At 72.2% G+C, this 2,500-nt stretch carries 3 protein-coding genes and 1 pseudogene; 3 read left to right on the top strand and 1 reads right to left on the bottom strand.

Annotated features, from left to right (window positions below; all coding sequences use genetic code 11):
* Positions 1-416 (bottom strand): CHAD domain-containing protein (locus ABD194_RS19930; protein WP_343994752.1); only part of this gene is annotated, 416 nt, incomplete at its 3' end.
* A 126-nt stretch (positions 417-542) separates the two neighbouring features.
* Here ABD194_RS19930 and ABD194_RS19925 point away from each other — a divergent pair.
* From ABD194_RS19925 to ABD194_RS19915, 3 genes and pseudogenes are all read left to right on the top strand, one after another.
* On the top strand, positions 543-1,643 hold the full coding sequence (locus ABD194_RS19925; protein ID WP_343994750.1) for a DNA glycosylase AlkZ-like family protein: 1,101 nt from the start codon (positions 543-545) through the stop codon (positions 1,641-1,643).
* A gap of 21 nt (positions 1,644-1,664) precedes the next feature.
* A complete protein-coding gene (locus tag ABD194_RS19920; RefSeq protein WP_343994748.1) occupies positions 1,665-2,255 on the top strand; it encodes a dihydrofolate reductase family protein in 591 nt (196 codons plus the stop codon).
* Positions 2,256-2,285: 30 nt separating this feature from the next.
* A pseudogene (locus ABD194_RS19915) lies at positions 2,286-2,500 on the top strand (hypothetical protein); the annotation flags it as partial.

Below are 2,500 nucleotides of genomic sequence, written 5' to 3'. Positions count from 1 at the left end.
TCGACGAGGATGACGGTGGCGGCATACCGGGTGGAGGCGAGCGTCTCCTCCACGACGTCGCCGGCGGCGGTGGCGTCGAGGCGCAGCCGGGCCCGCAGGCCGGCCACGGCCTCCTCGTCGAGTCCGTCGGCCCCCAGGTGCGCGAGCAGCTGCTCGGTCATGTCGACGGCGACCTCGGCGTCGCGCGACTGCCCGAGCTGCAGCGACGCCTGCTTGAGCTCGGTGCGCACCGGCTCGGTGACCGACGCGTCGAAGACGGGGCGGAAGGTCGCGAGCAGCGAGCGCACCCGGCGCATCGCGACCCGCAGGTGGTGCACGCCCGCCTCCCCGCCGCCGCGCACGTCTGCGTCAGCGGCGCGCAGGGCGTCCCGCTGCTCGGCCAGGCGCTGGCGCACGAGGGTCCCCACGGACGGCATACCCCTTATTACCCTTCTGGGAGACCCGCCGTCCCGGCTTCACTCGAATTGTCAACGACCGACACGCGCGCGCCTGTCAAGGCGGGTGCCGGTGCCCTGTCGCCGGCACTGGCTAGGGTCGGCGGCATGGTGGTCCACCAGCTCGGCCTCGAGGACGCGCGCCGCATCGCGGTGCACGCCCAGCTGCTCGACCGACCGCGCCCGACCGACCTCGTCGCGACGGTCGAGCGGCTCACGTTCCTGCAGATCGACCCGACCGCAGCCATCGCGCCGAGCGCCGACCTCGTGCTGTGGAGCCGGCTGGGCAGGGGCTACGACCCGGCGCACCTGACCAGCGCCCTCGAGCACGACCGCAGCCTCGTCGAGACCGTCGCCTACGTCCGCAGCCCGCGCGACGTGCCGGCCGTCATCGCCGAGGCCCGCGACACCGACCCCTACCCGTTCATGGCGCAGTGGCTGGCCGACAACGACTCCTTCCGCCGCGACATCCTCGCCAGGCTGGAGGCCGAGGGCCCGCTCCTCTCGCGCGACATCCCCGACACGAGCGTCGTCCCGTGGCCCTCGAGCGGGTGGACCAACAACCGCAACCTCACCAAGATGCTCGAGGCCCTGACGCGGCGGGGCCAGGTCGCCATCGCCGGGCGCAAGGGGCGGCAGCGCTACTTCGACCTGCCCGAGCGCGTCTACCCGCCCGACCTGCCGACGCTCACCCTCGAGGAGGCCGTCCGGCACCGCAACGAGCGACGCCTCGCCGCCCTCGGCATCGCACGTCCCACCGGCACCGTCATGCCGGGCGAGCACTCGTACGCCGCCGACGCCGGTGAGCCCGCCGAGGTCGAAGGGGTGCCGGGCACGTGGCGCGTCGACCCGGCATATCTCGACGTGCCCGCGCGGTTCCAGGGGCGCACGGCTCTGCTGTCGCCGTTCGACCGGCTCATCCACGACCGCGTCCGGGCCGAGCAGCTCTTCGGCTTCGAGTACATCCTCGAGATGTACAAGCCGAAGGAGAAGCGCCGCTGGGGCTACTTCGCGCTGCCGATCCTGCACCACGACCGGCTCGTCGGGAAGCTCGACGCCCAGGCCGACCGCAAGGCCGGCACGCTCGTCGTCAACGCGATCCACGAGGACGTCCCGTTCACCGCGCGCATACGCGGGGACGTCCACCGAGAGATCGCCGACCTCGCGGCGTGGCTCGGACTGACCCTCAGCGGCCCCGCCGCTCCCTGAACCCCGACGACAGGAACCCACGTGCGAAGGATCGTCCTCTACACCATCACCTCGCTCGACGGCTCGGTCGACGACCCGACCCGCTGCTTCCCGCCGGACGTCGACCCCGACAAGCCTCAGCCGCCGACCTTCGACGACGGACTCATCGAGCGGGAGGCCGCGCTGATCGCCCGGCAGGACGCCGTGCTGCTCGGGCGCCGCATGTTCGACCAGTGGTCCCGCTACTGGCCCACCTCCGACGAGCAGCCCTTCGCCGCCTTCATCAACGGCGTCAAGAAGTACGTCGTCACCTCCTCGCCGCTCACCACCGAGTGGGGCGACAGCGAGGCCGTCTCGGGTCCGCTCCCCGACCTCGTGCGTGACCTCAAGGCACTCCCCGGGGGCGACATCGGCGTGCACGGCAGCATCGAGCTGGCCAGGTCACTCCTGGCGGAGGGCCTCGTCGACGAGCTCCACCTCGCGGTCGCGCCCGTCCTCGACCCGGACGGCCGGCGCCTCTTCGACGGCCTCCCGGAGCTGCAGCGGCTCACCCTGGTGAGCGCGACCCCGACACCCAGCGGAGCGCTGTGGCTCGTCTACCGTCCCCGCCGCGACGAACCGTCCACCCGGTAGCCCCCGACGGCGCGCCTCGACTGCCTCGACATGATCGACGCGTCGCTCTGGTACGACAGCACCGACAGGCGCGACATCGTCGACAGCAGCGACGCCGCGCTCATCGACGACCCGACCGAGAGGAACGACGCGAACGAGCCCACGCTGCCGATCGACAGCACCGATCCGATGCTGCCGACGGAGAGCACCGACCCGGTCGAACCGATCGACAGGATCGAGTCACGCGACGCGATCGACCACTTCGC

This window comes from Terrabacter terrae, assembly GCF_039529575.1.
Classification (GTDB): Bacteria; Actinomycetota; Actinomycetes; order Actinomycetales; family Dermatophilaceae; genus Terrabacter; species Terrabacter terrae.
This window is presented reverse-complemented; position numbering and strand designations above follow the sequence as displayed.

Bases quoted from the DNA above. Each gene is read 5' to 3' on its own strand.
- ABD194_RS19925 (WP_343994750.1), top strand. From the start codon at position 543: ATGGTGGTCCACCAGCTCGGCCTCGAGGACGCGCGCCGCATCGCGGTG.